The sequence below is a fragment of the Vibrio sp. Y29_XK_CS5 genome (assembly GCF_024181835.1).
Lineage (GTDB): Bacteria > Pseudomonadota > Gammaproteobacteria > Enterobacterales > Vibrionaceae > Vibrio > Vibrio harveyi.
The window spans coordinates 708,711-725,206 of record NZ_JAMZAM010000002.1; the positions used below are offsets into that span (position 1 = coordinate 708,711).

11 protein-coding genes are annotated in these 16,496 nt (G+C 44.6%); 7 read left to right on the forward strand and 4 right to left on the reverse strand.

The window, feature by feature from the left end:
* Nucleotides 1-160 precede the first annotated feature (160 nt).
* The 7 genes from NL647_RS13395 to NL647_RS13425 all read left to right on the forward strand — a co-directional run bounded on the left by NL647_RS13395 (nt 161) and on the right by NL647_RS13425 (nt 9,516).
* Nucleotides 161-1,366 carry an aromatic amino acid transport family protein gene (locus NL647_RS13395; protein ID WP_009698092.1) on the forward strand — a complete coding sequence of 402 codons (1,206 nt, stop codon included), beginning with the start codon at nt 161-163 and terminating at the stop codon, nt 1,364-1,366.
* Nucleotides 1,367-1,625: 259 nt separating this feature from the next.
* A complete protein-coding gene (locus NL647_RS13400) occupies nt 1,626-2,750 on the forward strand; it encodes an HD-GYP domain-containing protein (protein ID WP_029789404.1) in 1,125 nt (374 codons plus the stop codon).
* A 99-nt stretch (nt 2,751-2,849) separates the two neighbouring features.
* Nucleotides 2,850-3,065 (forward strand): hypothetical protein, encoded by a 216-nt coding sequence (locus NL647_RS13405; protein ID WP_005433984.1) that lies wholly within the window; start codon nt 2,850-2,852, stop codon nt 3,063-3,065.
* 374 nt (nt 3,066-3,439) lie between these two features.
* Nucleotides 3,440-4,204 (forward strand): ABC transporter ATP-binding protein, encoded by a 765-nt coding sequence (locus NL647_RS13410; protein ID WP_005444434.1) that lies wholly within the window; start codon nt 3,440-3,442, stop codon nt 4,202-4,204.
* Nucleotides 4,205-4,216: 12 nt separating this feature from the next.
* Nucleotides 4,217-5,101 carry an ABC transporter substrate-binding protein gene (locus NL647_RS13415; protein WP_253650256.1) on the forward strand — a complete coding sequence of 295 codons (885 nt, stop codon included), beginning with the start codon at nt 4,217-4,219 and terminating at the stop codon, nt 5,099-5,101.
* Complete coding sequence (fhuB, locus tag NL647_RS13420; RefSeq protein WP_009699514.1) at nt 5,101-7,077, forward strand: Fe(3+)-hydroxamate ABC transporter permease FhuB; 1,977 nt, start codon at nt 5,101-5,103, stop codon at nt 7,075-7,077. The genes NL647_RS13415 and fhuB overlap by 1 nt, the downstream gene beginning before the upstream one ends.
* 216 nt (nt 7,078-7,293) lie before the next feature.
* Nucleotides 7,294-9,516 carry a TonB-dependent siderophore receptor gene (locus NL647_RS13425; protein WP_253650303.1) on the forward strand — a complete coding sequence of 741 codons (2,223 nt, stop codon included), beginning with the start codon at nt 7,294-7,296 and terminating at the stop codon, nt 9,514-9,516.
* A gap of 44 nt (nt 9,517-9,560) precedes the next feature.
* Here NL647_RS13425 and NL647_RS13430 read toward each other — a convergent pair whose 3' ends face one another.
* The 4 genes from NL647_RS13430 to NL647_RS13445 form a co-directional block, all read right to left on the reverse strand.
* Nucleotides 9,561-10,109 (reverse strand): hypothetical protein, encoded by a 549-nt coding sequence (locus NL647_RS13430; protein ID WP_005442115.1) that lies wholly within the window; start codon nt 10,107-10,109, stop codon nt 9,561-9,563.
* Nucleotides 10,110-10,605: 496 nt separating this feature from the next.
* Nucleotides 10,606-12,333 (reverse strand): DUF3466 family protein, encoded by a 1,728-nt coding sequence (locus NL647_RS13435; protein ID WP_154203753.1) that lies wholly within the window; start codon nt 12,331-12,333, stop codon nt 10,606-10,608.
* A gap of 577 nt (nt 12,334-12,910) precedes the next feature.
* Nucleotides 12,911-14,689 (reverse strand): ABC transporter transmembrane domain-containing protein, encoded by a 1,779-nt coding sequence (locus NL647_RS13440; protein WP_253650257.1) that lies wholly within the window; start codon nt 14,687-14,689, stop codon nt 12,911-12,913.
* A complete protein-coding gene (locus tag NL647_RS13445; RefSeq protein ID WP_253650258.1) occupies nt 14,689-16,431 on the reverse strand; it encodes an ABC transporter transmembrane domain-containing protein in 1,743 nt (580 codons plus the stop codon). Before NL647_RS13445 ends, NL647_RS13440 begins: the two co-directional genes overlap by 1 nt.
* Nucleotides 16,432-16,496: the final 65 nt, after the last annotated feature.

A 16,496-nucleotide genomic window follows, 5' to 3' on the forward strand; every position in this document is an offset into this window, starting at 1 on the left:
CTTAAGTTTACGTGTGTGGATTTTTATCCTTACACTTTGCTTGATCTTATTAGAAAGATCCTACAGAATCGTCATCATTCCAAATATGGTGTTAGGTTTGGTATGCCGTTGCCCGATCTGATGCTGATAAATCTTATAAAGCTGTAAAGATAAATATACAATGAGTCGATCTAAAGTGTTTGGTAGCACCCTGATTATTGCTGGGACTACGATTGGTGCTGGCATGCTGGCGCTTCCTCTTGCCTCTGCTGGCATTGGTTTTTCTACCTCTTTAATTATTATGCTGGGGTTATGGGCGTTAATGGCGTTTACTGCGTTGTTGATGCTGGAGCTTCACCAATATGCGGACAGCAGTGCAACTCTTCATACTCTAGCGAAACAAATTCTTGGTCAGAAGGGCAAATGGGTTGCAAGCTTTGCCATGCTCTTCTTGTTCTACTCATTGTGTGCTGCTTACATTGCGGGTGGTGGTGCTCAGTTTGGTGACCGTCTGACAGAGTGGTTTGGTCTGGATATTTCTGGCTCGACTTCAACCATCATCTTTACCCTTATCGTGACCATGGTTGTGACAGTGGGCACTGGCACTGTAGACAAAGTAAACCGCGTGCTGTTTGGTCTTAAAATGGTGACCATGATTGCAGTCTTGTCATTTCTTGCGCCAAACGTGACCGAATCTTACTTGCTAAGCATGCCAATAGAGCAAGGTCTTGTCGTTGCCGCTATTCCAGTAATCTTTACCTCTTTTGGTTTCCACGGCAGTATCCCGGCTATTGTTAACTACCTCGACGGTGACACGTCGTCTCTGCGTAAAGCGATCATCGTTGGCTCTACAATTCCGCTCGTGATCTACATTTTCTGGCAAATCGTAACGCTTGGTGTAGTAAGCCAAGATACCTTGATTGAAAACGGTGGTTTGAGCGCATTGATTGGTCAACTGTCGCAAACTGTTCACCAGTCAAATCTTGGTAGTGTGGTAGGCGTATTTGCTGACCTTGCACTTCTGACGTCTTTCCTAGGTGTGAGTTTGGGTCTGTTTGAATTCTTGGGTGACACGATCAAAGGCGACAGTGAAAAGCCAAACCGTTTGGTTGCAGCAGTGATCACATTTACACCACCACTAGGCTTTGCATTGTTTTACCCGCAAGGTTTCATCATGGCGCTAGGTTATGCTGCAATCGCTTTAGCTATTCTTGCTATCTTCCTACCGCTAGTTATGGTGGTAAAGGTGCGTCGCTCTGATGAGTTTACGGGTGAATACCGTGTGGCAGGTGGACAAGGAGCACTATTAGTAACAGGTATCGCTGGTACTGGTATTGTGATGGCGCAGCTACTCATTACTTTGGGTGTTCTTCCTGCGTTGGGTTAATCACCAAACGGATTGATATCGGAAAACTCAATTTGCATAAAACAGCCAGTGCTCAAAATAGCACTGGTTTTTTTTGATCTGGATTAAATTACCGTAGAATATTCGGTGAAAAGATTGGCGAAAAACTGGTTTTATTTCGTACACTTAAGTTGTGGTATGTCGATAATTTAGGTGGAGAAAAGCCGCTCTAATCACATCAAATACGCTGACTTTCATGAGCCTTTTCTTCTGGTTTCTCTACTTGGTGTGGAGGTGAAGTATGGCGCACCGGAGTTTTTACCCGTTTGCAAAACCGCTCAATGAGCAAATGCAAACGTTGAAGAATAGGATGCAGGCACATTTACCGTGTGTCGATAGGGTGTCTTTTGCTAAGTATCACCCTAAACAAGGCATGCTTAAATCTTTTGCCGAAAGTGAGTTCGACACTTGGTGTTTGGCTCATCACGAAGCGCCACTTCGAAAACTGCACAACCTGAGCATTGCTGCAGACAATGCCATCCCTCGTCTTGTTAACGATCTTTACGACATCAACCACTGTCCACGTATTCAAACCTTGTTGAAACAAGGCTACCACTCGTCTGTCGCTATTCCTTGTTATGACCGTCAAACCTTTACTGGGTTTGTGTTTCTCAATTCGATTCAACCCAATGCGTTTAGCGTCGAGGCTTTAAATGGGCTAAGACCCTATTTTGAGATGGTGCAATTTGCCGTTGAATCTGAAGACCACGTCGTCAATGCGATTGAAATCTTGGCAGAAAGAATGCAGTGCTTGATGCCAGGGTATTCGCCGGAAGTTTACTCGCACACTAAGCGTATTGGTATGTACGCCCAATTAATTGCGACAGAGCTTGCCGATGTTTATCAATTTAGTGATGAAGTTGTCGAGCAAATTGGAATGTTCACTCGTTATCATGCTTTGAGTGAAATAAAACTCCCTGCTGATGTGGTATGTAATCGCCGATGTGTGAATGCAGAGCAAGAAGCGCTGCTATCTGAGCATATTGAACAATGTGTTGAGTCAGCAGATAACATTGTGGCGAGAATTGGTAATCCAGTTCATCCGAGTGTCACTTTATTTCAGCAAATTACGTCTTACCAATATGAAAACCTCGATGGGTCTGGCTATCCACATGGGCTAGATCGTTCAGGGATTCCTATCGCCGCTCAAATCGCGGCAGTTGCTAATGTGTTTGATGTCATGACCACCCATCATCCATATCGTCAAGCGTGGTCAATCCCGTATGCCTTGTTAGAGCTTGAAAAACGCGTTTACCAAGGCTTGTTATCCCGAGAATGCGTGAATGCTTTGCGCGAACATCAAGGCTACTTAAAACAAATTATTCATAAGTACCCAGAGCATTATGCTGGCATGGGGTTAATGTGAAAGTAGAGGAGCAAACTATGAAAGGAATCAAAATATTGACTAGGAGGTCGGAATAAATAATACTGTATATGTATACAGTAACTCGTTTGGAGGTGAAGTATGTTGTGGGAAACCCTAGAAAGAGTAAACCGCTTACGCCAACAAGCACTTGCGAATGCTGAATTCGTAGAGTCGGCAAAGGAACATGAAGAAGCTTTGCATGACCAAGAGTATCACTACCAACCAAGAAAGCGTTCAGCCAAAGACAAACAAGGTAAGAAGTCGCTGGCCGATATCTATAAAGAAGTAGAGTTTGGCGCTGACGCTCGTCATTAACTGGTTCAACAACGCTGCGGCTCTCATCCAACTTTTCTTATCGTCGCAGCTTAACTTATTCCTTGAGCGAGCATTGCGAATGGCGATGCTCGCCGCCGATAGTCCTCATTTCCAATCCCTATTTCATTTCGTTTTAAATTGCTTTTCCCCTTGCTTCTGACGTGCTTTTTGTAGCGAGAATGTGCTCCCAATAAGATTTATAAAATTATTTATTAATGATAATGACAATGGTTTGCATTTGTATCTTTGCTGTTATATAAAGCCAAGCTTATTAATCGTTTTGTTGAATAAAATTATAAAACGTAACGGGAAGGTAGACGGCAAAGCGAAGTTTCACCAGCCCCGAGACGTAAATAGGATTAGGTGAAGTAGGGATGTTAGAAGCCAAAGCACTCCAATTCGATATTGACGGTAAGTCTTTGTTGAAAGCATTTGATTTGACGTTTGAAACTGGAAAAACGTACGCGCTTGTCGGACACAATGGTTCTGGCAAATCCACACTTCTCAAGCTGCTCGCTCAGCAACAACCATACAGTGATGGCGATATTTTGCTGCATGGTGACAACATCAACCGTTTATCGGCAAAGAAATTCGCCCAGCACATCGCTTACCTTCCTCAGCACTTACCCATGACCGACAGCATTCTCGGTCGAGATTTAGTGAGCTTTGGTCGTTACCCTTGGCATGGTTTATTAGGACGGTTGAGTACAAAAGATAAAACCATCGTGGAAGAGGCGATGGAAATGACAGGAACATCCAAATATGCCGATCGCCTTGTCGACACGCTTTCTGGTGGTGAGCGCCAACGAGTGTGGCTTGCGATGTTACTCGCACAGAAAACCGAATACCTGTTGCTTGATGAGCCCTTGTCTGCGCTCGATATTAGTCATCAGGTCGATATGCTTTCTTTGATCTCTAAACTTAGTAAAGACCTAGGTTTAGGGGTCATCATCGTACTGCATGACATTAACTTAGCTGCACGCTTTTGTGATGAGATTGTCGCATTGCACCAAGGTGACTTGATAGCGCAAGGTGACGTTCAACAAGTATTTACCGAGCCTAAGTTGCAGCAAATCTATGGCATTGAAATGCGTATTTCTGACCATCCTGCTGGGTATCCAGTAGCGATGCCAAGCTAAGTGGGGTCAACAATGGATTGTAAGCCGCTTATTTCATTGCTGAAGCGACTTGTTTGGGCGACAAGTCTTGCTTTTCCTCTGTTTGCTCATGCAGTTGATAAGACGCCATCACCACGAGTGATGTCGGTGGATTGGACACAGACCGAAACCATGCTTGCACTCGGTGTTGTTCCGGTTGGCGTCGCACAAGGGCAAGATTATGACGCATGGGTGAAAGCCCCAATATTACCAAAACAAACAAAAGATGTGGGTTTAAGAACGCAACCCAACATTGAGCGTATCTACGAACTCAAACCCGACCGTATTTTTATTGCCCCTTATTTTTCTGCGATGGAAAGCCGATTAGCGGAAATTGCGCCTGTTACAACGATAGATCTTTACGGGCAGGGAATCACGGATTGGTCGGTATTGACTCAATTCACTCGTACTTTCGGCAAAGAATTGGGACGAGAGGTAGAAGCAGAAACGTTTATTGAACAGTCAGAGGCACAGCTTGCCTCACTCAAAGAAAAAGTCGACCAAGATTTAGCGCCATTATTAATGGTCCAGTTTATGGACACTAAACACGTGCGTGTCTTTGGCGAGAACAGTTTGTATTCACAAGCAATAAACCAGCTTGGTCTCTCTAATGCGTGGACGGAAAAAACCAATAGCTGGGGTTTTAGTATGGTCGGTATCGACAAACTTGCGGGAATAAAAGCGCAGATCGTTATTGTGGATCCGCTTCCTCATGGTGGAGAGCAACAGTTGGCACAAGACCAATTTTGGCAATATATCGTAGAACAATCAGGTCACCCTGTTATGCGCGTTGATCCTGTTTGGAGCTTTGGTGCCATGCCCTCTGCGGTTCGCTTTGCTCATTTAGTCGCTGCGGCAAAAGAGAAGGATCACTTCTAATGAGAGCTTTTCCTTTATCCTTAGTGATCTTACTTTCTATGTTTACGGTGTCGGTTGGAGCGTTACATCTGAGTCAAACCACCGCCTTTTCCAATGGTTTAGCAAGCCTTTGGCAGCCTGATTTCCAGTCGATAAATTCCGTTCTTCTTCATTTTAGCTGGTGGCCACGCGTATTTACGACGGTGATCTCCGGAGCGGGCTTGGCAGTTGCTGGTGTGTTGATGCAACAGGTTCTACGTAATCCGTTGGCATCTCCTACGACTTTAGGCGTTGCGAGTGGGGCGAACTTTACGCTCATGCTTGCCACGTTATTCACACCTTGGATGCTGGACTTTTCTGCCAATTTAGTTGCTTTGGTTGGTGGTATCACTTCAATGGGGCTAGTGATGTTGTTGTCTTGGCGACGGGCTCTTTCTCCGACCGTTGTTGTTGTTTCTGGCTTGGTGATCAACTTGTATTTTGCTTCTCTGAGTACGGTCATTTTGATGATGAATACGGAGAAGCTCAATGGACTCATGATCTGGGGAGCAGGCTCCTTAGTTCAAAGTGGTTGGGATGATTTCAGCTATCTTGCACCAAGAGTCGCCATTGCTGCACTAGTGGCATTTTTGTTTGCTAAACCTTTGAGCCTTTTGGAGCTATCAGAGCAAGGAGCAAAGAGCTTAGGTGTGTCGCTAGCGAAGCTGCGCTTTGTTTGCCTTGGCTTAGCGGTGCTTATTACTTCTTGGGTTGTGGCGACGGTGGGTATCATCGGTTTTATCGGTCTTGCTGCGCCAGCTATTACACGCTTGATTGGTGTGCATAAGATTCAGCACAAACTTTGGATCTCAATGTTGATTGGTGCAATGCTTTTGACCCTCACCGATTTAGTCATTCAACAATTACCGGGTTTGATGGCGAGCTTTATTCCAACAGGAGCTGCCACTGCCGCGTTAGGCGCACCACTTTTACTTTGGTTACTACCTCGATTATCACAAAAGACGCAAGGGCATACGCAAACCGTGCTCACTCGTCACTCGGAGCGCGTCAACAAACTTAACAAACACGCTATCACATTTACTTTGTTGATCATCTTGGCGGGCATCGTGCTCTTCAGCACCGTTTCAGTTCAGAACGACGGCTGGACATCGCTTTTCTCTACCCATGAATGGCTATTTTTGGAATGGCGCACACCTAGGCTTTTAGCCGCGGCGATGGCCGGGGCTATGTTGGCGATTGCAGGAACCATGATTCAGCGATTAAGCGGCAACCCGATGGCTAGCCCGGAAGTAATTGGTATCAGCTCAGGAACAGCAATGGGCTTGATCATTGCTATGTTTACTGGCGTCGGTGCATCGGTTGTGACTTTGTCTATTGGTGGCTTGATTGGTGCCTTGTTGACGGTACTAATCATTGTCTTATTGAATAGAAAATCTGGCTTCCAACCAGAACGAATCTTGCTGACAGGTATTGCCATTACTGCACTCATGAATGCCATCCAGAGTTTTATTTTGGCAACGGGTGACCCACGCAGTTATCAAGCATTGGCTTGGCTTTCAGGCTCGACGTATTACGTGTCAATGGACACGCTGCTCCCGCTCGCTCTTTCTGCCATTGTGTTTATTGGTTTGAGTTTTGTTTGTGTTCGCTGGTTAGATATTTTGCCGATCGGGGCTTCTTCTTCTAAAGCTCTCGGTCTCAAAGTTGACCGTTCTCGTGCCATTTTACTATTGCTTGTGGCTTGTCTTACTGTCAGCGCGACTTTGGTTGTTGGCCCTATTAGCTTCGTCGGTTTGCTTGCGCCACATTTGGCACGTTTGTTTGGCTTTAATAAAGCATCGCAACACATGCTATGTGCCGCCTTGCTTGGTGCAGGCGTGATGCTATTGGCTGACTGGATGGGCAGACAGGTACTTTATCCGCAAGAGATCCCTGCAGGATTGGTGGCATCTCTTATTGGTGGTTTGTATCTGATGTGGGGACTACGTCGACTGTAACGACGATTTGGCTTCATTCCTCACATATCAAAACAATAAAAATCTAGAACTGGGTGATCGCTCTCATCACCCAGTTTGTGATGCTAGCAAAGCACGTCCTGTGTTTTTGCATTTAAGGAAAATCAGTGGTTATGCCGGAACCAACCCGTGTGGGCTTGTCTATTCGCTCAACGCATAAAAGGTTGGAAAGGTTGCCGACAAAAAAGGAGAAAAATGATGAATCGGCAGTTTATGCTAACACCCGCAGCAGTGGCTATTGCGATGGTGCTAGTAACCCCTCAAGTGCTTGCTCAAGAAGATGAAAACATTGTTGTAATTGGTCTACAAGAAGACAGTGCCGTTGGTCCTGATTTTAGCTACCTTGGTGCGAAGAGTCGTACTGCAACGAAGATGGATTTAGCGATCAACGAAACGCCACGCGCTGTTTCCGTTGTGACTCGTGAGCAAATGGATGACCGCGCATCAATCAGTGTCTCAGATGCACTGCAATATACGCCAAGCATTCAAACCAATTATTTTGGTGAAGATAACAAGCAAGATTGGTTTATTATCCGTGGTTTTAAGCAGGCGAATAGTGGCTTATATCAAGATGGAACTCGTCTGTATTCATCTGGATTTTACAGTTGGCAGATTGACCCGTTTGCATTAGAGCGAGTGGAAGTGCTTCGTGGCGCGGCCTCTGTGCTTTATGGTCAAAACCCTCCAGGTGGTGTTATCAATTTAGTGAGCAAACGCCCTCAGTTTGATGGTGGCTCTGGCCAGGTGTCGGTGGAGTATGGTTCTGAAGATCGCAAACAGATTTCTCTGGATGTGAACTCAGAAGTGAATGAGAAGCTTGCTGTTCGTGTGCAAGGTTTGGCGCGAAAGAACGGCACACGTGTTGATGGCGTTGAGGCCGAGCGTTTCCTTATTGCTCCTTCACTGACTTACAAGTTCACTGATACGTCAGAAATTACTTTGCTGACCAGTTACCAAAAAGATGATTCTGACCCATACCTGCAGTTCTTACCTGTAGAGGGAACATTGAAGCCAAACAAAAACGGTAAGATAAGCGATAGTCTTGCGGTCGGGAACACGGATTGGGAAACGTTTGAACGCGAACAGCTTTCTGTTGGTTACGAGTTTGCACATATGTTCAATGACACGACTTCTTTTGTTCAGTCGACTCGTTATAGCCAAATGGACGTCAACCTTCGACAAATGTATTCGTACGTCTATGCTGCTGACGTCCCAGGATTAGGTCCGCTGCTTGATCCTTTGAATGAGCGCAAAAGCATCCTGCGTGCGGCCAGTACAGAAGAGGGCTCTTCTGATGCTTTCAATATTGATAACCGCTTGATGCACAACATGCAATGGGGAAGTGTTGAACATAACCTCATGGTTGGTATTGACTATCAGATGGTCAGTATTGATGGTCAAGACTTTGCAAGCGACCCATTGGTGGCTGATGGAAATTCACTCTTAACCACGCCTATTGGAATCTTGCCAGAACCGCGTTTTGATGTTTTCAACCCAAGTTATTCGAACAATGTTTGGTTGCTAGACCCAACAACGCTTCAGCCTTTGACTGACGCCGACAAGCAGCGAACAAAGGTTGATAACGAGCAGCTTGGTATCTATCTACAAGACCACATTCTGGTCAATGACAAGTGGGCGGTTCTTCTTGGCGCACGTTATGATGATACGAGCAATGAGGTTCACAATGTAACGACAGGCTCTCGAACTAAAGTTGATAATGAAGAGTGGACGTTTAGCGTAGGTACTGCATACATTTCAGAGGCTGGTTTTACGCCATACTTTAGTTATTCGCAGTATTTTGATCCTATTATTCAGCAAGACAGTGCAGGCAAGCCTGCGAAGCCAGAAAGTGGAGACCAGTTTGAAATCGGTGTGAAATACCAACCTCGTACGTTCGATGGCTACTTTAATATTGCAGCTTACCAAGCAACGAAAGAGAACCTTGCTCGAATCCACCTCAATCAGTTAACTCAAATTGGTAAAGTAGAAAATAAGGGTATTGAATTTGAAGCAGTAGCAAATGTGACCCCGTCACTGACATTACTTGGTAACATTGCTTATGTGGATTCTGAAATCAAAGAAGATGTGAACGCAGCATGGGTGGGCAATTCTCCATCTCAAGTGGCGAACACGGTATCATCCGCTTGGGCGCATTACCGTTTCCTAGAAGGGACACTTGATGGCTTAGCTGTTGGGCTTGGGGCGCGTTACACCGGTGAATCATACGGCGATAACACTGAAACAATTAAAGTGCCGGGCTACTTCTTGATGGATGCGACGGTGAGCTACCGTATTGGTGATTACAAGTTGCAAGTTGCAGCTAAGAACCTAGCAGATAAAGAGTATGTCGCGACATGTGATGGCTTTTGTTGGTACGGCGACCGTCGTAATGTTATCGCGAGCTTAACCTACGATTGGTAAATATTAGTGTGAAACAAAAATCCCCCGAATTATCGGGGGATTTTTTAGAAATCAGCTTTGCGCACGTAATGAGGGTTTTTGTACTTTTTCTCGGGACCAAAGGTAGAAACCACCAATTTATTCCATAACGCTTTATCGAACTCGCCTTTTGGGATTGAAGGGTAGAGCGTTTCTTCCTCTTCTCTTGCAAAGTTCATGTACTGTTTTTTCTTGATTTGGTTGTACTTTTTAGCAATCTGATTGTGCTTTCTTACCCACTCAAGCTTGTACTCGCGTAATACCTTCTCACCCTTGTCCGCATCCATTCGAGATAAGAATAGGCGTTTGTAAGAAACCTTTCTGTCCAGCATGGTACGCATGACGGTTTGAATGTATTTACCGTGATGAGTAATGGTGATGTCATTCTCATCGATAGGCGTGATGCACCAACTCTTTGGTAAAAAGCTTGGTTTCTTAAATTGCTTATTACGTTCCATTAGCACCTGATGAAGAACCAAATCAGATGTGCCGCGGAAGGTCTTTTGCCACTTAGCGATTCGAATTTGTAGCGAACCTGGCAAGCGATAGATGTTAGTAAACTTATCTTGGTCCATGGACTTCAGTCATGAAATTAACATGCAATAGGAAAATTGATAGACGCGAGTCCCGGCAAGCAGAATGAATCCACTTTGCTGAGGGAAAACGTGTCGGTAATTAGCGCGATTTTACAACGACATCGCTCAAAATAGCGAGGGGTTATGTCAATAATAGGTAAGAAATAAAAAAATTGTTTAGATTATGAATAGAATCAGGTGGTTTTATGGGGATTTTAACTTGAACACCTCCAAAGTAACCTTAGTGTACTTCCGACTTTGTAAAAGGAAAGGGACGTCAGTTTCGAGTCTTCATCAAAAGCTCAAAGCTAGGGCGTAAATCTCATTAGCCTTGCCTGTTCTGAACTTCAAATAGAGTTTTAAGCTCATGAACGCCCCCATTTCTGTTTTAATTGGTTGTTCAGAAACAGGGGAGTCACCATTGTCATCTACGATGTGTTTTTAGCGAGGAGATAAAAAACGAGCTTTCACGTTTTTAACTTGATCCAATATTTTCCTATTTAATGTTTATTTTTCTTGTCTTAACGTTTCTCGTAATTGAAAGAATAATCAACCCGAATGCGGTAAATAGCCCCAAACCCGCGCCATTACGTTTCGTTGGTGTTTTTTCAACATCCCTAGGTACAATATTCTTCGCTGTTTTTCCTTTAATTGGAATTAACTTAACCGCAACGACTTCTTCCTTATCTGAACAAGTCGCATTATTGGCGGTGGTTTTATATCCAGAATGACACTTCAGCGCTGTTGCAGAAATAATACCCGCATCATTAATGTCGCTCGCATCGATAATTCTGAATCGGTTATTTTCTTGGGAGTAAGAGGTGGACGAAGTATCGCTTGAATCTGAACCGTTTGTTAAATCATCCAAATACCACGCTTTTCCATCAAACAGCGTTTTTGCTCTTTCACTGACTTTACTATTTTTTGCATAAGGCAAGATAAACGCTCGTTGTCTACGTGGTTTGCCTTTCGATGCGCGTACCTTTTCTGCATCCACTCTGCCGACAATTTCATTGTATGTATTGATTGCACCCATTTTTCCACTCGCACCGTCAAAGAAAATCCCGGATTGCAAATAGTTGGCTCGCAATGTTTTTGCTCTTACATCATTGACGACGAATAAACGGTTGGGCGCAGAACCTGTTGGCATTAAATACTGCCCTGAACGTTTCGCTTCACCAATCGCAACGAAGTTAGAGTTAACGCCGGTTAACCTTGAATTGCTATGCAGTGTTTTGTTTTTAATTCGTTGCTGTGCCCCGTCCACGGGTTTGTTGACCCAATCTTCTTTTTTATTTAGGTCGCCAACAAAGACGGTGGCGTCCATGTAGTTGTCTTTCTGATACGAGTTGTAGCCGACGCCATAGACAGTACTACCATCAGTAACAAAGTCTCGCATGCTACCTTGAGCAAGTCTTTTGCCGCCTTTGAGTCGTTTGCTTTGCCATTCGAGTTCTAGCGCATTTCCTTTGTCATCCCATATTGCAGCTTTAGAACTGTGGTTTGACCCTGATTTTCTCGCCACGCTGCCAACAGTGATAGCGCCATCTGTCGCCCATGCTCGGGTTGCGACTATGGCTGCTTGATCGCCTGCAGTAGTAAAGTTTGGTTTAACTGGTGAAATGGTGTCTTTAGAGTCTAATCCAGTCGCCACCGTCCCAATTGGCTTTGCGTCTTTTGTTAAAGCATTAACCACGCTGTTTTTGGTATTTGGGTTAAAGAGAGGGAAGGCTGTGTTGTGGTCACCTTCTACGTATGCGGTTACTGTTGGCTCAGATGCTTCATTGTGACCCAATGACCATGCTTGCCAGAGTGTGCTCGCCCACGCTGAACAAATCTTGTATTTTTTTTCGTTGTCACAGTATCGTTTAAAACCAGATTCACTACCTCGATATGCAAAGCTAGAATCCATTGCAAAAGGTACTTCTTCTCTCAGTTCAGATACATCAATAGGTTTCCCCTCTAGCATAGCCGTTGAGCGAACATCGAGTGCTATTTTGAATTTACTGGCATCACAATTCGCTTCTTTTTCAAAGCAACCGAGTGAGTAAGGTTGTCCAGTAATTGGATCATTAATGTCTCCACTTTGAATCGCGGAACCAAATGAAGATAAATTAGTGTTATCGGGAACGACTTGCACTACTTGATATAGTGCAGCTTGTGAACTTATTGAAAAACCAGCAGTAGCAAGCGCTATAAACTTAATATTCGCTTTTAAACTCATCCATCCAATTCCTATCATTCTAAATAATGTTTTCGGTAATATGTGACCAAGGAATTTATAGATAATTCATTATTGAACGGTGTTTTTTTGTATGTGTTCACGTACAAATAAATACATAAAAATACAAAGTAAATAGTTTTAAAATAAGAATGGATAACGGGTTATATACCCAAGTGACTTCAAGATGTAGGATTCAGAGCGTTGTCATTGATTCGAGGTCAAGGAAAACAACGCAGCGAAATAGCCAGCTCTTTCCAAGTTGTTTGACGCAGCCATTGGTTTAATTAAAAAAGCGGGGCAATGCCACGCTCCCGAAGGGCGAGCTGTCTTGGCTTGTATACTTTGTTGCCGATTCTTGATTTAGAGTGACTAGATCTTTAAATCGTCGCCGCGTCTACAAACCAAGTCATTCTCGCTGAACCTAGCATCTCGAGGTTACTTGGGTATAGTCTAAGAAAACTAGAAATGTAGGCGGTGGAAACCGAAGAACGAGACACCAAATCGGTTCGCCCGTATTGGGGATAAACAAAAGCCCGCAGTATGACCAACGGGCTTAATGTCTGGGTCTGTAGACTGTTTAAACAGCTTCCTCAAACTGTTTGTCATCTTCCTCTTCAAGTTGCTGAATATGTCGATTTGCTTGCTGAAGCTGGTACATCTGCGCGTATCGTCCATTGTGTTTTAACAGCGCTTTGTGCGTGCCACTTTCAACCAAATCGCCATGATGCAAAACGATAATCTGATCGGCATCTAAAATAGTCGATAATCGGTGCGCAATGACGACAAGCGTCATATCTTGGCGCAGAACTTCTAAGCTTTTTTGAATCAGAGCTTCAGTACCCGAATCGATGTTCGCGGTTGCCTCATCCAAGATAAGGATTTTTGGTTTAGCCACCAAAACACGCGCCAGCGCAAGCAACTGCTTTTGACCTGCAGAAAGATTCGTTTCGCCTTGTCCAAGTTGTGTGTCTAGACCATTCGGATAACGACGAATTTGTTCTGCCAATCCTACCTTTTCTAGTGCATCCCAAACTTGAGTATCTTCGACCGCTCTACCTAAAGAAATATTTTCTCTTACGCTAGCAGGTAAGATATGCGGGTCTTGTTGAACCATGGCAACGTCTTTACGAAGTACGTCTTTTCCTAGGGACTTTAATGGACGACCATCGATGCGTAACTCACCGATGTTCGTTGGATAAAAGCCCATCAGTAGTGATGCGAGAGTACTTTTACCACTGCCGGTATGACCAACAAGAGCGATAAAGTCTTGGTGAGCAGCTTTGAGAGAAATGTCTTTCAACACGTCTTGTTTGCCATCGTAGCTGAAAGTGAGGTTGCTCAATTCGATTGCACCCGTTTGGAGTGGGCGGTGATCGTCACCATAGGTTTGTTCTTTCGCATCCATCAACTCGAACACTCGCTCACTCGATACTAATGCTTGCTGAAGTAGTGCCAACTGCTGAGTCATTTCAATCAAAGGTTCCGTTACGCGCGCTAAGTAGCTTATGAAGGCATAAAGAACGCCGACACCAATCATTTCTACGCCATTAAAACCAAAGATAGCAACGAGTGAGAGCAGTGCAAGACCCGCGAGTAAATCCATGAGCGGACGCAGTAGGAAGCCGTTCAAACGAATAACTTTCTTTGATGCGACTAAATGATCTGCGGTGAGCCCGTTGAATTGCTTGTTGAATCGTTTTTCTTGCTGCATCAACTGCACTACACTCATGCCTTGAATAGACTCACTCAAGTTGGCGTTAATGTCTGTCAGTAAATCACGCATGTTGCGGTAGCTTTCGGTACTTAGTTTTTTGAACAGGTACATGAAGCCGATAACGATAGGTAGGAGCACTAACACCACGATAGTCAGCTTCCAGCTCATGTAAAACATAACCCCAAGCATTACCAAGATCATCACGGCGTTCTTCACTACCGTCGCGATTAGCAGTTCGTAAAACTGTTGCAGCGATTCCGTGTCGTTGGTGATTCTTGAAACCAACTTACCAGCAGGAGTGTAATCAAACTCGGACAAGGGTTGCTTGATGACGCCAGCGAAAACTTGTTTGCGAATCGTTTTTATTGTGTTGGTCGCCACAATGCTGAACTGCAGCGATTGGAAATATTGAAACGTCGCTGAAATAAGCTGTAATGCGATGTAGCCCGCTGCCAATGAAATCAAAATATCTCGTGAATAATCACCTTTCGCGATGTGTTCATCAATAAAGTATTGAACGAGCCAAGGTCCACCCGCGCTGGCTAACGCGGCTATAAACAGCAGTGCTAAGCCTTTTAACATCGGCTTTGGTTGCGACAATGGGTAAGACAATAACCGTTTAAACGTTGTTGATTGCTTCATTATTCGTCCTCCATTGCTTGTTCTAGTTTTTGATATTGGTACATCTCTGCGTACCAACCTTGCCGCTCAAGGAGCGCGCGATGTTGACCACGTTCTGCGATGTGACCGTGGTTGAGTACGACAATCTCTTCGGCTGCCTCTAGTGCAGTGAGGCGATGAGCGATGACGATTAACGCCTGGTCACGGTAATACGTCTCTAGGTTCTTTAGTATTTGATGCTCTGTACGCCCATCAACGGCAGATAGTGCGTCATCCAAGACCAGCACTTGTGCATTGAGCAACATGGCGCGAGCAATAGCGATACGTTGTTTCTGACCTCCAGAGAGGGTAATGCCTTTTTCGCCCACTTCTGTTTGATAGCCTTCAGGAAACTTCTCAATATCGTCGTGGATACAAGCCAGTTTCGCCGCACGATAAACGTCTTCTTTTGATGCGTCAGGGTTACCTAGAGCGATGTTGTCGAAGATAGATTTAGAGAACAAGAACGGGCTTTGATTGACCACGGCAAAGCGGTTTCGCCATTCTGGTAAGAGTGCGTTTTTGATTTTGATATCACCAAATTGAATCGTACCGTTGTCCATGTCATGTTGACGAAGCAGTAGGGTTAGCAAGGTTGATTTGCCACTACCGACAGGACCTGCAATGCCGAGCATTTTTCCAGGCTCCAAAGTGATGTGAACATCGGTGAGCGCAGCGGGCAGATCTTTTGACCAGTGGAACTCATTAATCTTGATCTGCAAAGGTAATGGATCCGTGCCTAATGGTGTATCGCCACTGATGATTTCTGGCTTCTCATCAAATATTTCTTGTAGGCGATTCCACGCAGCAGAGCCTCGTTCCAGAATATTGAACAAGAACGCGAATGCCAACATCGGCCAAATCATAAGACCTAAGTACATGGTAAATGCGGTCAAATCCCCAAGTGTAATATCACCTTGGTCAACTAAATACGCACCTGATGCCACGCTTAGGAAGAAAGACATGCCAATGGTCAATTGGATTGCTGGGTCAAAACGTGCGTCAACGCGAGCTACCGCGATATTCTTCTCGCCAGTATCATCGACGACATCTTCAAAACGCTTTTGCTCTTGGTTTTCTAACCCAAAAGCACGCAGCATACGTACGCCATTCAATGATTCTTGAGTCATGTCTGACATTGTGGAGAAAGCTTCTTGTGCGATCTTAAAACGTTTATGCAGAATGCGAACAATGAAAAAGATGATGATCGCGAGGAATGGCATCGGTAAAAGAGCCATTAACGTCAGCTTCCAACTGATTTGTGTCACCATAATAATGAAAACAGCAATACCAGTAATCACCGAATCTGCCGCGGTTAATACGCCTTCACCGGCTGTCATCACGACGTTGCGCACGTCATTGGTGCCACGAGCCATCAGGTCGCCAGTTTTGTATCTTTCGAAGAATCGAGGAGGTTGCGTGGATATATGGTGGTAGAGTCGGTTACGTAAAATAGTGCCTAATTCCCAACTCGCGCCAAATAACCAGATACGCCATAGAATTCGACAGCCATATATCGCAAAAAATAACGCAATAAGACCGGTTAACCACATCAGTAAGGTGCTGGTTTCTAGCGTGTTATCAACCACACCATCGACAATAATGCCGACTGCTTTAGGGGGAACAAGCTGAAGGGCTGAAATGACGGCAAACAATAGGATTGACCCCACATATTGTTTCCATTTGAGTTGGAAGTACCAACGCAGCTGCCAGAATATTCTCATTTCGCCTCCTGCTTAAATTATTGAATTTGTTATAGAACTATTATTGAGCGAATTAATGAGTTTAC

Excerpts from the sequence above, each read along its gene's own strand:
- NL647_RS13395 (WP_009698092.1), top strand. The coding sequence starts at position 161 with ATGAGTCGATCTAAAGTGTTTGGTAGCACCCTGATTATTGCTGGGACT.
- NL647_RS13400 (WP_029789404.1), top strand. The coding sequence starts at position 1,626 with ATGGCGCACCGGAGTTTTTACCCGTTTGCAAAACCGCTCAATGAGCAA.
- NL647_RS13405 (WP_005433984.1), top strand. The coding sequence starts at position 2,850 with ATGTTGTGGGAAACCCTAGAAAGAGTAAACCGCTTACGCCAACAAGCA.
- NL647_RS13410 (WP_005444434.1), top strand. The coding sequence starts at position 3,440 with ATGTTAGAAGCCAAAGCACTCCAATTCGATATTGACGGTAAGTCTTTG.
- NL647_RS13415 (WP_253650256.1), top strand. The coding sequence starts at position 4,217 with ATGGATTGTAAGCCGCTTATTTCATTGCTGAAGCGACTTGTTTGGGCG.
- fhuB (WP_009699514.1), top strand. The coding sequence starts at position 5,101 with ATGAGAGCTTTTCCTTTATCCTTAGTGATCTTACTTTCTATGTTTACG.
- NL647_RS13425 (WP_253650303.1), top strand. The coding sequence starts at position 7,294 with ATGAATCGGCAGTTTATGCTAACACCCGCAGCAGTGGCTATTGCGATG.
- NL647_RS13430 (WP_005442115.1), bottom strand. The coding sequence starts at position 10,109 with ATGGACCAAGATAAGTTTACTAACATCTATCGCTTGCCAGGTTCGCTA.
- NL647_RS13435 (WP_154203753.1), bottom strand. The coding sequence starts at position 12,333 with ATGAGTTTAAAAGCGAATATTAAGTTTATAGCGCTTGCTACTGCTGGT.
- NL647_RS13440 (WP_253650257.1), bottom strand. The coding sequence starts at position 14,689 with ATGAAGCAATCAACAACGTTTAAACGGTTATTGTCTTACCCATTGTCG.
- NL647_RS13445 (WP_253650258.1), bottom strand. The coding sequence starts at position 16,431 with ATGAGAATATTCTGGCAGCTGCGTTGGTACTTCCAACTCAAATGGAAA.